This window comes from Sorangium sp. So ce367 (genome assembly GCF_051520455.1).
GTDB classification, from domain to species: domain Bacteria; phylum Myxococcota_A; class Polyangia; order Polyangiales; family Polyangiaceae; genus Sorangium; species Sorangium cellulosum_B.
In genome coordinates this window covers 9445351-9462248 of sequence record NZ_CP150334.1, presented here as the reverse complement: position 1 = coordinate 9462248, position 16898 = coordinate 9445351, and the positions used below count along the sequence as shown (strand labels likewise).

Below are 16898 nucleotides of genomic sequence, written 5' to 3'. Positions count from 1 at the left end.
GGACGACTTCCTGCTTGCGCCGATCATTCCTCGCCGTCGGTCGGCGGTGCTTTGCGCCTGCTCGCCCCCGGGAGCGCCGGACCGCCCGCTCTACGTTCGAATGAGCGGTCGCCCTGCGAGCGTCGTCAGCGAAGAGCGCCAGCGCGACGGCGTCGTAGCCGACGCGGAACGGGATGAGCCACCGCGCTGCCCGCTGTGTGCGCGACACCGACCCCGGCGCCTGCGCCGACAGGTAGTGCCCGAGCAGCGGGGTGGTTTGCACCGTGTGCATTTTTCCAGGCCGACGGCTCATAGAGCAGGCGGGCCGGTCGGTCATAGGAGAAGCTGACGCAGGTGGTGACCAGGAGGTGCGGACTGCGCTGGTTCATGAAGACCCTCGGCACCACCCCGAGGCGCATGGGCTTGACGATTTTCATCCGGCGGACTCCAGGGTGGCGGGCTCGATGGGTCGTTCGACTCGGCGCTCAGCGCGAGCCTGCTCCACAAGCAGCAGGTGAATTACTGGATGAGGTGCAGCTGCCCCTTGTGGAAGCCGAGCTGGTATTGAATACGACACAGCTCGGCCCTGTACTGGAGACCCTTCGCCTGGATCTCCGCCCGCGTCACCTTCTTTACCTCGTTAGGGGCATATTTGTATGCCAGCCCGTTGATCCTCTCCGTCTTGGTTCCTCTGATGATCTCGACTCGCGTCCCAATCGTGGTTTTGTAGAGTCCGTTGATGGTGCTTTCGGCAGTGCCATTGACAGTGCTTTGCTTCGGCCCGTGAAGCGTGAATTTGACTGGGCCAAAGACCTCGGCGGTGTTACCACCCCTGACCGTTTTCCTGCTTCCCCCCGCGTGAACGGTGGTCGTTCGCCCTGCGTAAAAGTTGCTGGTGGCGTGACCGCGGATGTCCGCACGTCGCGTGCCGTTGATATCGACCTCGCTGGTGCCGTTGACCGTCGTCTGGCTCGACGTGTAGATCGTCGTCTCTCGCCCGTTGAAGAACGTGCTCTTGTCCCGGCCTTGGATACTGGTGTTGCGCCTCCCAAGGACGCGCAAGTCACTGTTGCCCACGATGTGAGCGCTGCGATCGCCCACGAGCGTGAACGTGTCGTCGCCCCCGATCTTCGTGGTCCGATCATCCATGATGGTGGTCTTTCGGCTGCCGCGGAGGGTCGTCTTCTCATCGCGGAGGATAAACGTGTGGCGATAGCCCAAGATCACGTTCTGTGAGTATCCGCCGACGAAGCTCCCGGCGTACCCCCCGACGGCGCTCAAGCTGACGCCCCCGATCACGCTCTCGGAGATGCCCGCGGTGATCGCCGTCCGGTTGCCAAGCACGATGTTCTCGGAGCTGCCTCTGACGTATGTATAAGAGTTGCCGTCCGTCTTGGACTCCTTCGACGCGTTGCCGTTGGGCGCCCCCAGCCGGATGTACGTGTTGTCATAAGGCGTGGACAGCGTGACCCGCTCTTGCCCGGCCTGGTCTTCGAGCTCGAGCCGGTTCCGCCCGCCCGTCTGGATCACGTTCCGCGTGTTGTTCCCCGACGTGACCGGGCTCGGCGTGAGCGCGTTGGGCGCGACGCCGACGATGGCCGGCCGGTCGGGATCGCCCCCCTCGAAGGCGCACATGACCTCGACGCCGGCGCGCAGCGGGAAGTGGAAGCCCTCGATGCCGCCGCCATGGGGCTGGAGCATCCGGACCCAGGTCGACGCCTTGCCCCCGCTCAGGTCGCTCTCGTCGAAGAGGAACTTGATCCGGTAGCGACCATGGCTGTCGATCTGCGCGTACTCGCTGACTGCCGCGCCCTCGACGATCGCGATCTCGGTGCCGTAGATGCGCGGCCACTCGGTGACCTGCGGCGCGCGGAACTGCGTCGTCGTGGGGATGGCCCTGGCCTCCATGCGGTAGTTCTCGGTCCACGTCGCGAAGTCGCGGAGCTCGGGCATGTCCGGGGCCTGGTTGGACCAGTGCTCGACCTCGATGGTCAGGTACTTCGTGTTGAACGCGGCCCGCGGGTGGTCCTCGATCTCGAAGGTGAACCCGGGGACCACGGTCGCCGCCTTGCCCATCGCGTGGTACACGACGCCGGTCGCGGAGAGGCTCTCGGCCTTGATCCGCGCCAGCCGCGCCCCGTCGCCCGCCGAGAAGAACCGCGCGCCGAACACGCTGACCTCGCCAACGCCGCTCGGGCTGACCGACGCCTGCCCGGTGACCGGTACGGCCGGCGTGGCGTAGTTGTAGTCCTTGAGGCGGACCGTGCTCGGCACGGCCTCATGCCGGCAGGTGAAGGCGTGGAAGGTGTCCTTCGCGGTGTTGGCGCCGCCCGGCTGCGGGAAATACCGAATGGGCTTGCCGCCATGAGGCTGATGGGCCGACTTGTTGTCGACAAGCACCAGCGTCTCGCCGCCCTCCCCGTGCTCGAAGTAATAATAGATGCCTTCGCGCTCCATCCACCGGGCGACGAAGGCATAGTCGGTCTCGCGGTACTGACAGACATGCTCTTCGGCGGTGTAGGAGCCCTGGAGCTGGAGCGCGCAGTCCGTGACGCCGCCCTTCTGAAGGACGGCTTGAAGGATCGCCGGGATGGCCTGCGCGGTGAAGACACGGCTGTGAAACGACATGGCGAGCAAGGCGAGGCGCGGGACCATGGTGGCCCGGAAGACGGACCGGCCGACGAATTCGTTGATGAGCTCGATGCTGCCGAGGACGCCGCTCCGAAGGAAGGGCTCGCCGCCGTCGCTCCGCTCCAGGGAGATGCTCACCGGCTGCCCCACGGCCGCCGCCATATCAAAGCTCTGGCCGACATCGTTCGTCATCACCAGGTAGAGCTCGAAGCGGTAGGGCTTCGAGATACCCTCGGTTCCATGAAAAGCTACGAGCTTGGTGGAAGAGGGCAGGGCGCTTGATTGGACGACGAAATTGTCAGGCATGGCGAGCCTCGCGGGTGGAAAACAGCGGCAGGCGCAGACGAGCTGTATAGCCTAGACGGAATTTGTGACAGTCGTGTGGCGTGGCGCCTGCTTGTTGTTGTCTGTCGGCGACGATGAGGTGACGGATTCATTGCAGGCGCCGTCGTCCTGTTGAGGACATCCCGCTCGCGCCCATCGTCACGCGGCGGCGGTACGCGCCGGCTCGCCGCTTTGCCTCCGGCAGCGCAGGACCGCCGTGCTCTCGGCGCGCTACATCCGGATCAGCGGTCGCCCTGCGAGGGCCGTCAGGAAGAGCGCCAGCGCGACGGCGCCGTAGCCGACGCCGAACGCGATCACCCATCCCACGGCCCGCCGCGCGCGCGGCCCCGACCCCGGCGACCGCGCCGACAGCCAGTAGCCGACCAGCGGGACGGCTTGCAGCGCGTGCATCCCGAAGAAGTGGGCGATGCGCAGGTCGCCTCCTCGCGTGCTCCAGTTGACGGCGGGAAGCCCTGGCCCGCCGTCGGCGACGCCGACGCTGTGCGCGTTGTGCGCGGACATGAAGCCGCCTTCCGCGCAGGCCAGCAGGAACAGGACGAGACCCAGCCGGATGCCCCAGAGATACGGGGCCGGCAGCGGAGGTCGCGTCGCCCAGAACCTGGTCGCGAGGTACGCCGCGAGCGCCGTGTTCACAAGGATGGCGATGCCCATGAGCGCGAACACCGCCCCGTCGAACAGCGTCGATTGATTGAAATGCGACGCCACGCCCCGCGCCGCCTGCGCGGTGATCGCGACCATCTCGAAGCTCACCATCGCCACCGTGCCCCAGACGACGGCCCGGCGGCCTCGCGGCGGGAGCGCGACGTCGCCGACGAGCCAGTTGATCGTCAGGAGGTAGACGGCGATCGAGGCGGCGAACTTCGCCGGCTTGATCCACGGGTTCACCCCCATCACGAGGCGCGCGTCGAGCGGGGCGACGGTGAGCAGCACGACGAGCAGCGCGACGTGGGCGGCCGCCGCCATGAACAGGACGGGGCTGCGCCGGAGGAGCTCCTCGATCGAGCGAGGGAGCGAGAGCGAGGGGCTCAGCGAGCGCGCGCTCATGTCAGGCCTCCCCGGCGCGGCGCGGCGCGGCGGTCGTGACGACGGCGCGCGGCGATCGAGCGGCGATCGCGCGGACGGCGAGGTAGAGCGAGAACCCCAGCGGCCCGAGCATCAGCGTCAGATAGAGCACCGGGGCCATCAGCCACGGCGAGATGTCGCGATCGCGACTGTCGAGGTACACCCACCGGCCCACGAAGAGATCGAAGGCGAGGAAGTGAACCCAGGCGATCGTGGCGCCCGCGGGCGAGCCGAGCAGCGGGGCGACCGTGCCGAGGCTCGGCTGGTTGACGATCGGGAACACCTCGCGGATGACCGGGAGGACGAGCGCCGCGTAGAGCAGCGCGGGCGCGACGATTACGAGCGGCGACTCCATGATCCGCCGCGTCCACCGAAAGCGGGGCAGAAAAATCATCAGGAACCAGAACGGCATCACGAGGAGCCCGCTCAGTCCAAAGACCCTATCCATCATACCCTCCACCGGCTGCTGGTTGTAACAATGAAACTATTCGTAACAGTGTTAACTTTGCGGGAAAAAAAGAGAGCGATCAGGGGCGCAGGCCTCGGACCATCATCTTCATGGCGATCTCCAGGGTCCGGTCGACATCGTCGGCCGTGAAGCGGCCGCGATCGGCCAGGCCGAGGGCGGTGATCCCGTGGACCAGGGCCCAGACCACCTGGCTGTGGCGCTCCACGTCGCCGCGCTGCATCGCGCCGGCGTCCATCGCGGACGCGACCGCGTCTTGCAGCACGTTGAACGAATCGATCATCGGCTGTTGCCGCGCTTTCCGCTGGTCGAAGACGAAGTCGAAGCGCTGCATGAACATCAGCCGGTAGTGCACCGGGTTATCCATGCCGAAGCGAACGTACGCGGCGCCGAGCGCCACGAGCCGCTCGATCGGGTCCGCCGTGCTCTCGGCGGCCGCGACGAGCGCCCGCTGGAACTCGCTGAAGCCCTCGTGGACGATGGCGAACAGGAGATCGTCCTTGTCCTCGTAATAGCGGTAGATCGTCGTCGCCGAGTAGCCGATGCGCTCGGCCACCTGGCGCATCGAGAACGCCTCGTAGCCCTGCTCCAGAAACAGCTCGCCCGCCGCCGCCAGGATCGCGCCCCGCAGGTTCTCCTTCTGCTGCTCGCGGCGCTGCTGGCTCGACGCCTGCAGGCGCTCCGCCTGGGTCGTGCCGCTGGTCTTCGTGGTCTTCGGGCGCGCGCTCGCCATGTCCGTGTCGCCTGGCCTCCGGGCGGCGTAACTGCCGCTCCCGTCGTCGTTCGTAACGGTGTTACTTTTTATAACGGTAGCATTGTCTGCCGTCAAGGATCTCTTCTCGAGCGCGTTGCGGCGGTCTCCCGGGCATCGCGGGCCGCCGTCCCCCTGCCAGCCCTCACGCCTTGCGCCTCGCGCCTCGCCGACACGCGGCGGATGCTTGCGCGCGCCTGGTGGGGGAGCAGCGGCGGCCCGCCCTCGCGGTACACCCTTGCGGCAGGCGTGATAGGCTCTGTTCATGGTCCAGGCCGCGGCTCGTTCACCCGCACCCGCGTCAGGCCGGCGGATGTCGCTCGTCGAGTGGGCGGCCCTGCCCGAGGATGAGCCGGGCGAGCTCGTGGACGGGTTGCTCGTGGAGGAAGAGGTGTCCGGCTACGTTCACGAGGTCGTGGTCGGCTGGCTGATCCACATGCTCCGCGCCTGGATCACCCCCCGCGGCGGGCTGGTGGGCGGCTCGGACGCAAAATTCGCGGTGAAGCCGCAGCGGGGCCGGAAGCCCGACGTGACCGTCTTTTTCCCCGGGAACCGGAGGCCGCCGGCGCGGGGGCTCGTGCGTATCCCGCCCGATATCGCCGTCGAGGTCGTCTCTCCCACGCCGAGCGACGGGCGCCGCGATCGTGTCGAGAAGCTCCGCGAATATGCCGCCTTCGGGGTGCGCTGGTACTGGATCGTCGATCCGCAGCTCCGGAGCATCGAGGTCCTCGAGCTCGGGGCGGATGGGCGCTACACGCACGCACTCGACGCGACCGATGGGAGCATCGATGTGCCTGGATGCGAAGGGCTCCGGCTGGATCTCGATGCGTTGTGGGGGGAAGTCGAGCAGCTCGGCGACGACGAGGGCGAAGCGCCGGAGGAAGACCAGGAGAGCTTGCCGCGGTAGCCTGCCGGCGGCGCCTCACGGCGCCGCCCTTCGTCAGCTCGCCTCGCCGGTGCGGTCAGTTGATGGGCACGAACTCCACACACGCCTCTTCGATGGCCGCGAAGGCGTTGGTGAGGCCGTCCTCGAGGTTCCCTTCGCACAGATCCCAGAAGAACCCACGGCCGTCGGCGGCGAACAGGTCCACGAGCTCCTGCATGTCCCGGGCCGCTTCCGCGTCCCCATAAGCGCCCTCGCACTGCCGCCTCCCGGCGATGCCGAGGAACACCACGTTCTTCGCGTCGCCCTTCGCGGCGACCAGCCGATCGTGGATCTGCTGCGGCGTCTGGCTCGGGACGGGCTGCTCGTCCTCGTCGCTGATCGTCACCACCACGAGCAGGGCGTCGTCGCGGAGGAACCCCGCGTTCTCGGCGGTCGAGAACGGCGGCTCCAGCGCGGCGGCGACGGAGGACGCGGGCTGCTCGTCGTCGCTGTCACCTGTGCACTCGACGTCGTCCCCGTAGAGATCTGCAGCGCACTGGAACTCGCTCGTGAGGGCGGTGCTCGAGCTCTCCATCCACGCCTTGCCGCTCTGGAACGAGCAATCGCCCGCGGCGCCGCGCGTGTGGAAGTTCGCGGGAAGGGGGCAGGCGTCCATCACGGCCGCGCGGAAGTCGCGGATGCTATCGATATCGAGCAACGCCTGCGCGAACGCCGGGAACACGACGTCGCGCATCGTTGCCTTCTCCTCATCCATGCTCGAGGAGTTGTCGAGCGCGAACACGACATCGACGTGCTCGCACCCCGAGGAGCCCGCGCCGCTGCCTCCTCCCCCGGTGGTCCCGCTGCCGGACCCGATGCCGGAGCCGACCCCCTCGCCGAAGGAACCCCCCTGGCCGCTGGTACCCCCCGCCGGCTCGTCGCCCGAGCCCGAGCCGTCCGACGAACCGTTGGTACCACTCGTTCCCGAGTCCCCGCCGCAGCCCACGAGACCCACCGTCGCCGCGCAGAGCGCCGCGCACCATGCCCTGAGATCCATGCCGCTCTCCTTCGCTCTAAGTTAAGGGCACAGTGCCCCTGCCGTTCGCCGCACGGCCCTGTGCGACAATCGGGCGTCAGAGAGCTGATGGTATCATGGGCGCCGCAGCGACTCTACGGTCGGCTCGGCTCAGCCGTTCGCCGCACGGGGCAACGGTGCGTCTTCGTCCGACACCGGGAGCCCAGGTGCGCGATGACCCAGCCCGAGCGCGCTCCGGAAACCCTCGATCGTGCGGCGCAGACCCGTGCGCAACGGCACCTTCGGCTCGAAGCCGAGCACCCGCCGCGCGCGGTCGATCACCGGCTGCCGCTGCCTCGGATCGTCCTCGGGCAGCGGACGGAACACCACCCGACCCCGGCTCCCGGTCAGGTGGAGCACCTCCTCGGCGAGCTCGAGCACCGTGAACTCCTCGGGATTGCCCAGGTTCACCGGGCCCGTCTCGGTCGGGTGCTCCATCAGCCGGACGATCCCGTCGATGAGGTCCTCCACGTAGCAGAAGCTCCGTGTCTGGGAGCCATCGCCGTACACTGTGAGGTCTTCACCCCGGAGCGCCTGCACGATGAAGTTCGACACCACCCGACCGTCATCGGGCGCCATCCGCGGACCGTACGTGTTGAAGATCCGCGCCAGGCGCACCTCGACGCCGCGGCGGTGGAAGTCCATGAGCAGCGACTCGGCGCACCGCTTCCCCTCGTCATAACAGGAGCGGATCCCGATCGGGTTCACGGCGCCCCGGTAGCCCTCCGGCTGCGGGTGGACCTCGGGATCGCCGTAGACCTCGCTGGTCGACGCCTGGAAGACCCGCGCCCCGCAGCCTTCGGCGAGCTTCAGCGCGTGGAGCGCGCCGAGCACGTTGACCAGCGTGGTCCGGACCGGATCGCGCTGGTAATGCGGCGGGCTCGCCGGCGAGGCGAGGTTGTAGATGCGGTCGACCTCCCGCTCGTACGGCTGCATCACGTCGTGCTCCACCAGCCGGAAGCGCCGGTGAGAGAGGAGATGGGCGACGTTGGCCCGGGAGCCCGTCGAGAGATCGTCGAGCGCGACGACCTCGTGGCCCTCCCGGATCAGCCGATCACACAGGTGGGAGCCGACGAATCCGGCGCCCCCGGTCACCAGGATGCGGAGCGCTGCGCTCATGTCTCTCTGACCTCCTCTCCAGGTCGACTCCCCACGTCGACGTCATCGTCCCCGGTCTCCCGGGCGCTCCGGCGCTCCGGCGCGTCCTGCCCGTCGAGCAGCTCCCGGGTGTATCTCTCCAGCGCCTCGGCGCGGTGCGCCGCTGTGTGGCGGGCGAGCACGCGCTCGCGCGCCCGCTGGCCGATCGCGATCCGCTCCCGCTCGGGGAGCTCGCGGATCAGGTGGAGCACCTCCTCCGGGGAGCGGGCGACCAGGATCTCCTTGCCCGGCTCGAACAGCTCGTCGAGGCCCGGCCAGTCGTCGCTGATCACCGGCACGCCGCAGGCCGCGGCCTCGAAGAGGCGCACGCTCGGCGAGTACCCCGCCTCGATCATGTCCCGGCGGGTGACGTTGAGCGTGAAGCGCTGCGCGCCGTAAAAGCCGCGGTGCTCGCCCGGCGGGACGTGATCCGTGCGCTCGACGTTGGTGGGCCAGCCGATGTCCGCGGGGTACTGCGGGCCGGCGACCACGAAGCAGCCTCGCCCCCAGCGGCGCGCCGGCGCGACGAGGAGCCGGTCCAGCGTGGGCTGGCGATCGGCGCTGTACGTGCCGAGGTAGCCGAGATCCCACCGGGGCGGCGCGCGCTCCGGGAAATACTCGTCCGGATCCACCGCGCAGTAGAGCGGCCGCGCCCGCTTCGCCCCGTGGCGGCGCTCGAGCCGCTCGAGCGTCGGGCCGCCGGTGAACGAGAGGTACAGGTCGTACCGCGGGATCAGCGCCGGAGACAGGTACCCGGCGCCGCCCCGCTCGATCTGCTTGAGCGTCACCGGCGTGTCGATGTCGTAGAACGCGGTCTTCCCGCGCGCCGTCTCCGTCACCCAGGCGCCGACCTCGGCGCCGTCGGGCACGTAGGACCCGACGACCACCAGGTCCGCGTCGCGCACCGCGCCCCCGAAGCGCGCGCGGAGATCGTCGAGCCCCCGGTAGAGCTCGGTCCGGCCGTAGGGCGGGCTCGGGAGGTCGCGGTTCTCGGCGTAGAACGAGAGGTCCCGCTCCAGGAACAGCACGCTGTGCCCCCGCTGGGCCAGCCGCTTGAGCAGCCCGCGGTACGTCGTCGCGTGGCCGTTGCCCCACGACGAGGTGATCGACAGGCCCAGGAAGACGAAGGAGATGGGCTTCACGGCGGCGCGATCGCGGTGAGGGTTGCGCCGTCAGGGCGGGTGAGCAGGGCCTCGACCTGCCTCGCGCGCTCGGCGTAGGTGTGCCCCGCGAGCACGCGCTGCTTCGCCGCCGTGCCGATGGCGCGGGCCCGCTCGGGCGTGAGCGCCCGGAGGATCTCCGCGACGTCGTCGCCGCTCCTCGCGACAAGCACCTCGCGCCCGGGCTCGAGGAAGAGCTCGATGCCCTCCCACGCGTCCGTGACGAGGCACGCGGCCGCGCCCGCGGCCTCGAAGACCCGGGTCGCCGGGGAGAAGCCGACCGACGCCATGCTGTCGCGGGCCACGTTCAGCACCGCGCGGGCGCTGGCGTTGAAGGCGTTGTGATCCGCCGTGTAGACGTGCCCGACGTAGCGGACGTTCGGGGGCATGACCTTGTCCTGCCAGCCGCTGCCGCCAAGGAGGAACCGGAGCCCGGGGAGCGCGGCCGCGGGCCGCAGGAAGAACTCCTCCACGCGCCGCTCCCGGTCCGGGAGGCGGTTGGCGAGCAGCGCAAAATCGCAATGAAATCGAGGATCTGGCGGGACCTCGAAGTGGGTCTCGGGGTCGAGCGCGTTGTAGATCGGCGCGCAGCGCCGCGCGCCGAGCGCCTCGTAGCCGCGCACCACCGGGTCGCCGCCGCCGTAGGTGAAGACCAGGTTGAAGCGGGGGATCTGCGCGCGGAAGGGATCCGACGGCGCGGCGCGGACCCGCTCCAGCGTGGCTGGGGCGTCGACGTCCCAGAAGATCGTGGTGAGCCCCGGCCGATCGAGCGCGGCGACCTCGGCCTCGAGCAGCTCGTCGAAGACGCCGACGCCGCTGGCCTTGACGACAACGTCGGCGCTCCGCGCCTGCTCGACGAGCCGCCTGGGCTCCGCGGGGTCGGCGCCGGAGTAGACGACCACGCGGGCCCACGGCGGGTCCTCGATGTCGCGGTGCTTCTGGCGATCGTAGGCGTCCGGCTCGTGGAAGGTGATGCGGTGCCCCCGCGCCGCGAGGGCGCGGAGGATGCCGCGGTAGTAGGTGGCGGCTCCGTTCCAGTAGGCGGAGACGAGGCTCGAGCCGAAGAAGGCGATGTCGAGCGATCGGCTCGCGGTCGGGCGTGGGTTGCGTCGGTTCATGACGTGGCTCGCTGGGGTGGGGCGGCGGGCGCGGGGCGATCGACCTCGACGCCGAGCTCGGCGGCGATGGCGAGGAGCTCGTCGACCCGGTGGGCGCACGTGTGGCGCGCGAGGATCGTCGCGCGTCCCCGCTCCGCCAGCTCGGCGGCCAGGGCGGGCTCGGCGAGGAGGGCCGCGAGGCGCCGCTTCATCTCGTCGCCGTCCCGGGCGACGAGGTAGTCGCGGCCGGGCGAGAACAGCCCCTCCGCGTCGCTCCACGGCGAGCAGACGAGCGGGATGGCGCAGGCCATGGCCTCGAACGGCCGGATGGTCGGGATCCCCGGGAGCGAGGCGACGTAGGGCCTCCTCGGGACGTGGACGGTCACCCTGGCCTGCGCGAACGCCTCGGGAGCGCGGTAGTTGGGGAGCCAGCCCCGGTGCTCGATGCGGGCCGCGTCGAGCGCGGCGCGGGCGTGGTCGGGGTAACGCACCCCGTGCACGCGGGCGGAGAGGCCGAGATCGCGCGCCGGGCCGATCAGGAACGCGTCGAGCTCGCGGGTGCGCTCCTCGTCGCCCCAGTTGCCGATCCACACGAGATCGCGCTCGGGCTGGGCCCCGCGGCGCGGGCGGAACACGCGGACGTCCGCGGCCTCGTGCCAGACGAAGGCCCGGCGGGCCCAGCGGCGCTCGAGGTAGAGGTCGCGGATCACCCGGCCGAAGGCGAGGACGCCGTCGTAGTGGGCGAGGTCGTAGCGGGCCATCGCCCCGGGATCCGTGACCGACCGGTGGTGTGTGTCGTGGAAGAGCAGCCGGTACGGCGCGCGCGACGCGCGTGCCCGATGCGCGCCGATGCGGGCGACCAGCTCGGGCTCGCTCCACTCGTGGACGAGGACGAGCGAGGCGCCCTCGAGCGCCTCGTTCAGATCGAGCGAGGCAAGGTCGTACCGGATCGGATCGAGGCGCGGGTAGACCTCCCTCACCTCGCGCAGCGGCGCCTCGCCGTGATCGGCGACGAGGTTCTGGAGGCTCCAGGCGTCCCTCGGCTCGAAGGCGCGGACCTCGTGCCCGCGCTCGGCGAGCTCGGTGACCACGCCGCGGAGGAAGTGCGCGTTCCCGTGGTTCCAGTCGGAGAGCAGGGAGTGGCAGAACAGGGCTATGCGCATGGCGCGTGCTCCCCTCTCCACGGCGAGCGCTCTTCTTCGCCAGGCCCGCGACCGAGGAGCTCGCCGTAGAGGCGCATGTAGCCCCGGGCCATCCGGCGCGGCGAGAAGCCGAGGGCGCGGGCGCGGGCGCGCGTGGCCATCTCGCGCCGCGCGCCGGGCGCGTCGATGAGCGTCCGGAGCGCGCGCCGGAGGGCCTCCGTGTCGCCGGGATCCACGTAGAGGGCCGCGTCCCCCCAGACCTCGCGCAGGCTGGGGATGTCGCCCAGGACGAGGGCGCACCCGGAGAGCGCCGCCTCCAGGACCGACAGGCCGAACGGCTCGTAGCGGGCCGGGTGAGCGTAGATCGACGCGCGGCCGAGCGCGGCGGCGACGGCGGACGGCGAGAGCACGCCGAGGTGCTCGAGCGAGGGGAGGGGCGAGGGGAGGGGTATGGCGCCCGCGCCTCCGTCCGGGCGGACGTCGCTCCCGGCCACCTGGATCGGCCAGGGCAGGTGAGGGGCCACCTCGCCGAGCGCCTCGATGTTCTTGGCCTGGTCCCAGAGCCGCCCGACCGCGAGGACGAGCTCGTCCTTGGGGCGCGGGGCGAACCGCGCGGGGTCGGCGGCGTTGGGGATCACCTCCGCCCGCGCGCCCCCGGGGAGCGGGCCGTGGTGGCGCAGGAGGGCGTCGAGCATCGCCCGGGTCGGGGCCACCACCGCCGACGCGGCGGCGAGCCCCCGGGCCACCTCGCGCCGGTAGCGATCGTACCGCGGCGGCGCCTCCCCGCCGAGGACCGCGGCCCACCAGGAGAGGACGCACGAGTGGGCCACCACGAGCTTCGGGGCGCGGAAGCCGAGCGCGCCGTGCGCGTAGCCGTTCAGGTGGATCAGCGCCGGCCGGACGCGCTCCTCGAGCTCGAGGAGCCAGTCCCCGGCGCGCGCGACGTCGTCCCAGGGATCCTCCATCCACTCGAGCCGGAAGGAGCTCTCGAAGACGGCGAGCCCGGGCACGCGGCCCGCGGCCTCGCGCTGGGGCGCGGAGAGCGGCCCGCCCAGCGTGGCCAGCGACGTCCGGACCCCCCGCGCCGCGAGCGCGCGCGCGAGCTCGATCGCGTAGGAGAAGACGCCCCCCACCGTGTCGGCGGTCATCAGGACGGAGCCGGGGGCGCGCGCGGCGTCAGCCATGGCCGGGGGGCGCGATCTCCAGCGCGGAGAGCGGGAGAGGGCGGCTGTCCTGGAGGTCGCTGAAGTGGTCGAACCGATCGAGGTAGTGTGCGACCGAGCGCTCCCACGCCTCGTCGTCGGGGGCGCCCCAGCGCATCGTGTACTCGGGCGAGCCCGGGTAAGGGAACATCGGCACCGGCTCGTTCGCCCACACGCCGTGCTGCCGGAGCCGCTCCCGGAAGGCGGCGACGTCCGCGGGATCGTCGGTCGCCGACTGGATCAGGTTCGCCTGGACGAAGGGGACGCTCTTCTTGGCGTGGATCAGGAGATCGCCGAGCTGCTCGGTCGAGAGCCTGCAGCGCTTGGCCAAGAGGCTCCTGCCCTCCCGGGTGATGCTCTCCACCCCTGCCTCGATCGAGACGCACCCCGCTCTCCCGAGCAGGTCGAGCATCTCCGGGCTCCAGTTGTCGACGCGCATCTGGACGCCGAACGACACCGGGCGATCGACGAGCGCCTCGAGCAGCGGGCGATCCGGCAGGAAGATCTCGTCGATGAAGTAGACGTATCGGACGCCCTGGGCGACGAGCCCGTCGATCTCGTCGAGGAGCACCTCGAGCGGGCGCTTGCGGTAGCCGTCGCGGAAGTTGTCCTTCGCGCAGAAGGTGCAGTGGTACGGGCACCCTCGCGACGCCTCGACCTCGGCGCCGGGGCCGATCGGCGCGGTGTCGAAGCGGTGGTGGTGGTGGGCGTGGCGCGCCACCGTGGCCTCGTCCCAGCGGAGGGCCGGCAGCCGGGCCATGTCCGACGCGCGCGGGCCGCCCTGCACGCGCGCCTCGTCGCCGTCCAGCCAGGCGATCGCGTCGATCTCGCCCCAGCGCGATCGCGGGCGATCGGCGAGCTCCACCAGCACGTCCTCGCACTCGCCCATCACCACGGCGTCGACGCCGAGCTTGCGCAGGGTGGCGCGGGGGGTGGTGGAGGCGTGGGGGCCCACCGCGAGCCGGAGCCCTGGCAGCCCGTGGAGCGCGCGGAGCGCCTGCTGCGGGACGCGGAGCTCGGGCGGGGCGCAGCGCCAGAAGAGGTAGCTCGGCGCGGTGGTCACCACGATCGCGTCGGCGCGGAGCGCGGCCACCTCGTCGCGGAGGGCGCCGTCGGCGAGGCCCCGGGCCTGGGCGTCGACGACGGTCGCCTCGTGCCCCGCGGCCTCGAGCAGCGCCCTGGCGTAGCCGTATTCGAGGGGCAGGTGAGGCTCGCGGCAGCCGAAATAGATGCTCCCCTCGAAGCTCCAGGCCGGGTTGACGAGCGCGAACCTCACCGGACGCCCCCCGCGCACGGCTCCTTCGCGGGCTGGCCGGCGCCGGCGGCGGCCTTCGCGGCGCCGGTCGCCTCGGTCATCTCCCGCAGCCAGCCGTGCAGCCTGCGCACCCCGTCGCGGACCCGGACGCGCGGCCACCACCCCGTGGCCGCGGAGAGCCGGCGGCAGTCGGAGACGTAGTACCGCTGATCACCCGGCCGCCACCCCTCGAAGCCGATCAGGGGGCGCTTGCCGTCGAGCTCCTCGATGAGGTCGAGCAGCTCGAGCAGGCTGAGGGTGTTCTCCGGCCCCCCGCCGACGTTGAACGCCGACGCCGAGATCTGCCGGATGTCCCTGCGGGCGAGGAGGAGCGCGTCGACGAGGTCGTCGACGAAGAGCACGTCCCGCACCTGCATCCCGTCGCCGTAAAGGGTGATCGGCTCCCGCCGGAGCGCCTGGAGGAGGAAATGCGCGACCCACCCCTGGTCCTCGGTCCCGAACTGGCGAGGACCGTAGATACAGCTCATCCGGAACACCGCCGCGGGGAGCCCGAAGGTGCGGGCATAATCGATGACGTACTGGTCCGCCGCGCCCTTGGAGCAGCCGTAGGGGCTGTGGAAATCGAGCGGGCGGGCCTCGGAGACGCCGGAGGACCGGAGCTCCGGATCCACGGGCTCGTAGCGCCGGCCGCTGCACGAGAGCGGGACGTCGGGGAGGCCGCCGTACACCTTGTTGGTGGACGTGAGGAGGAGCGGCGGCGGGGCGCTCTCGGCGCGGAGCGCCTCGAGGACATTGAGCGTCCCGCGGGCGTTGATCTCGAAGTCTTCCACCGGCTGGACGAGGCTCGTGGTCACGGCCACCTGGGCAGCGAAGTGGAAGACGCTGGAGGCGCGCCGGACCGCGGCCGCGACCGCGCGGGCGTCCCTCACGTCGCCGGTGATCAGCGTGACGCGGTCGCCGTGGGTGCGCCTCAACCACTCGACGTTGCGCGCCACCGAGGGGCGGGAGAGGTTGTCGAAGAGGATCACCGTCTCTCCCGCCTGGAGCAGGCGGTGGGCCAGGTTGGCCCCGATGAAGCCGGCGCCGCCGGTGATCAGCGCCGGGCGCCCCGGCGCTGCGGTCGCGCCGCCCGGGCCATCCGCCGCGGCGCTCATACCGTCAGCCCCCTGGATTCAAGCTCGGCGCGGGCCTGGGCGACAGCGTCCTTCGCCACCTGCCCCTCGAGCCAGTCGGCGAGATCGCGGAGCCCCTCCTCGAGCGAGACCCGGGGCGCATACCCGATCTTCTGCTGCGCCGCGCCGATGTCGGCGAAGCAGTGCCGGACGTCGCCCAGCCGGGATTTCCCGACGATCTCGGGCTCGATACCGCTCTTCCCCATCACGTCGCGCACGCGCTCGGCGACCTCGCGCACGGTGTACGACCGCCCGCTGCCGATGTTGAGCACCTGGCCCACCGCGCCGTCGGCGCCGAGGGCCCGGACGCAGGCGCGGGCGACGTCGGTGACGCTCACGAGATCGCGCCGCTGCAGCCCGTCCTCGAAGATCACGGGCGGACGGTCGTTGAGGAGCCTCGCGGCGAAGATGGCGAGGACGCCGGTGTACGGGTTGGAGAGGGCCTGACGGCGGCCGTAGACGTTGAAGAAGCGGAGGGCGACGGTCGGGATCTGGTACGCGCGCCCGATCATCAGGCAGAGCCGCTCCTGGTCGTACTTGGAGAGCGCATAGACCGACTCGAGCGACGGGGGTTTGGACTCGGGCGTCGGGATGGGCACGAGCGCCTCGCCGGCCTCGCTCCGGACCTCCCAGTCGCCGCGCTTGAGCTGCTCGAGCGGCCGGCTCGCGCCGGGGACCACCGCGCCGGAGGCCGCCCGGTAGAGCCCCTCGCCATACACGCTCATGCTGGAGGCGACGAGCAGCCTCGAGACCGGCTTCGCGGCGAGCTCCTCGAGGAGCACGGCGGTGCCGAGGTTGTTGATCGAGGTGTACTCCGCGATCTTGTACATGCTCTGTCCGACCCCGACCGCGGACGCGAAGTGGACGACCGCGTCCACGCCGCGGAGCGCCGATTTCACCGCGTCCCGGTCGCGGACATCACCCACGATGAGCTCGACCTCCGGGTCGAGGTACGACGGGCGGCTGCGGTCGGGGCCGTGCACCTGAGGGACCAGGCTGTCGAGCGCCCGGACGCGGACCCCCTGGCGCAGGAGCTCGTCGGCGACGTGAGAGCCGATGAACCCCGCTCCACCGGTGATGAGGACGTGACTCGTCATATCCCTCTGGTTCGATGATCAGCGCGCGGCGGAGGCGCCGCGGGCCCGGGCAGAACAGGCGAGGCGAGCGAGGCCAGATGAGGCCGGAGGACGAGGTTCCCTTGTGATGACATCGTGCTCCGGCGGATCGCTGCGCGTCGTGTTCGGCTCCGTTCGTTGCAAACAGGGCATGATCGTTGCCCCAGACGCCATCCGAGTATCATGCGACTCACGATCACGCAACACGGTTTGTGAGGTATTCAACAAGGGCCCGCTCCGTGCGATTTTCCGTGCTCCGCTGCGGAATGCTCGAGTCTGGCGAGCCCATAGGGGCTTTCCCGTCTGTCTACCGGGCCAGTCTGTACCGTTCGAGTGCGCGAGATCCGCTGACGTCGGAGCGGTTAGGGTGCATCCGTAGCGATGCTTCTGATCGCTTGCGTGTCGCCAGCTGCATTGCGTTGAGCTCCGGGGGATTCCCAGGCA

Annotated in this window: 14 protein-coding genes; 1 reads left to right on the top strand and 13 read right to left on the bottom strand. The window is 70.6% G+C overall.

Annotated elements, in window-relative coordinates; all coding sequences use genetic code 11:
* Positions 1-498 precede the first annotated feature (498 nt).
* The 4 genes from WME97_RS35905 to WME97_RS35890 form a co-directional block, all read right to left on the bottom strand.
* The gene (locus WME97_RS35905; protein ID WP_437544416.1) at positions 499-2916 is read right to left on the bottom strand and encodes a type VI secretion system Vgr family protein; all 2418 of its coding nucleotides are present in this window, start codon (positions 2914-2916) and stop codon (positions 499-501) included.
* 249 nt (positions 2917-3165) lie between these two features.
* Complete coding sequence (locus tag WME97_RS35900; protein WP_437544414.1) at positions 3166-3999, bottom strand: hypothetical protein; 834 nt, start codon at positions 3997-3999, stop codon at positions 3166-3168.
* A 1-nt stretch (position 4000) separates the two neighbouring features.
* Positions 4001-4468, bottom strand: coding sequence for an ABA4-like family protein (locus WME97_RS35895; protein ID WP_437544412.1), 468 nt, complete (start codon positions 4466-4468; stop codon positions 4001-4003).
* Between the two features lie 76 nt (positions 4469-4544).
* Complete coding sequence (locus tag WME97_RS35890; protein ID WP_437544410.1) at positions 4545-5312, bottom strand: TetR/AcrR family transcriptional regulator; 768 nt, start codon at positions 5310-5312, stop codon at positions 4545-4547.
* Positions 5313-5547: 235 nt separating this feature from the next.
* On the opposite strand from WME97_RS35890, the gene WME97_RS35885 reads away from it, so the two are divergent.
* On the top strand, positions 5548-6141 hold the full coding sequence (locus tag WME97_RS35885) for a Uma2 family endonuclease (RefSeq protein ID WP_437544409.1): 594 nt from the start codon (positions 5548-5550) through the stop codon (positions 6139-6141).
* Between the two features lie 55 nt (positions 6142-6196).
* Here WME97_RS35885 and WME97_RS35880 read toward each other — a convergent pair whose 3' ends face one another.
* From WME97_RS35880 to WME97_RS35840, 9 genes are all read right to left on the bottom strand, one after another.
* Positions 6197-7156 (bottom strand): hypothetical protein, encoded by a 960-nt coding sequence (locus WME97_RS35880; RefSeq protein WP_437544407.1) that lies wholly within the window; start codon positions 7154-7156, stop codon positions 6197-6199.
* A gap of 129 nt (positions 7157-7285) precedes the next feature.
* Complete coding sequence (locus WME97_RS35875) at positions 7286-8293, bottom strand: UDP-glucuronic acid decarboxylase family protein (RefSeq protein WP_437544405.1); 1008 nt, start codon at positions 8291-8293, stop codon at positions 7286-7288.
* Positions 8290-9453, bottom strand: a complete 1164-nt coding sequence (locus WME97_RS35870; protein ID WP_437544403.1) for a CgeB family protein — start codon at positions 9451-9453, stop codon at positions 8290-8292. The genes WME97_RS35875 and WME97_RS35870 overlap by 4 nt, the downstream gene beginning before the upstream one ends.
* A complete protein-coding gene (locus WME97_RS35865; protein ID WP_437544401.1) occupies positions 9450-10589 on the bottom strand; it encodes a CgeB family protein in 1140 nt (379 codons plus the stop codon). The genes WME97_RS35870 and WME97_RS35865 overlap by 4 nt, the downstream gene beginning before the upstream one ends.
* The gene (locus tag WME97_RS35860) at positions 10586-11731 is read right to left on the bottom strand and encodes a CgeB family protein (RefSeq protein ID WP_437544399.1); all 1146 of its coding nucleotides are present in this window, start codon (positions 11729-11731) and stop codon (positions 10586-10588) included. Before WME97_RS35860 ends, WME97_RS35865 begins: the two co-directional genes overlap by 4 nt.
* Positions 11722-12894, bottom strand: a complete 1173-nt coding sequence (locus WME97_RS35855) for a glycosyltransferase family 4 protein (protein ID WP_437544397.1) — start codon at positions 12892-12894, stop codon at positions 11722-11724. Before WME97_RS35855 ends, WME97_RS35860 begins: the two co-directional genes overlap by 10 nt.
* Positions 12887-14188 carry a TIGR04295 family B12-binding domain-containing radical SAM protein gene (locus tag WME97_RS35850; RefSeq protein WP_437555560.1) on the bottom strand — a complete coding sequence of 434 codons (1302 nt, stop codon included), beginning with the start codon at positions 14186-14188 and terminating at the stop codon, positions 12887-12889. The genes WME97_RS35855 and WME97_RS35850 overlap by 8 nt, the downstream gene beginning before the upstream one ends.
* On the bottom strand, positions 14185-15321 hold the full coding sequence (locus WME97_RS35845; RefSeq protein ID WP_437544395.1) for an SDR family NAD(P)-dependent oxidoreductase: 1137 nt from the start codon (positions 15319-15321) through the stop codon (positions 14185-14187). The genes WME97_RS35850 and WME97_RS35845 overlap by 4 nt, the downstream gene beginning before the upstream one ends.
* Entirely contained in the window at positions 15318-16436 is a 1119-nt protein-coding gene (locus WME97_RS35840; RefSeq protein ID WP_437544393.1) for an NAD-dependent epimerase/dehydratase family protein, read from the bottom strand. The genes WME97_RS35845 and WME97_RS35840 overlap by 4 nt, the downstream gene beginning before the upstream one ends.
* Between the last annotated feature and the right edge of the window lie 462 nt (positions 16437-16898).